The organism is Fusobacterium perfoetens, from assembly GCF_021531595.1.
Classification (GTDB): domain Bacteria; phylum Fusobacteriota; class Fusobacteriia; order Fusobacteriales; family Fusobacteriaceae; genus Fusobacterium_B.
The window spans coordinates 1-249 of the sequence record NZ_JADYUD010000035.1; the positions used below are offsets into that span (position 1 = coordinate 1).

At 34.1% G+C, this 249-nt stretch carries 1 tRNA gene; it reads left to right on the forward strand.

Features of this window, described 5'->3' with window-relative positions:
* Positions 1-79: transfer RNA gene (locus tag I6E17_RS09835), tRNA-Tyr, on the forward strand.
* Positions 80-249 lie beyond the last annotated feature (170 nt).

The following is a 249-nucleotide window of genomic DNA, read 5'->3' on the forward strand; positions in this document are numbered from 1 at the left end:
GTTCCCGAGTGGTCAAAGGGAGCAGACTGTAAATCTGCCAGCACAGCTTTCGAAGGTTCAAATCCTTCCCTCACCACCACTAATTCAAACTACACTACCAAAAAATTATGGAATGTGTGGCTTTTTTTTTAAATATAGTATAAAATATAGATATGAAAATTTTATAAAATAAAATTTAGGAGGAAAAAATGGCAAAAGAAAAATTTGACAGAAGCAAACCCCATGTAAACATTGGTACAATAGGTCACG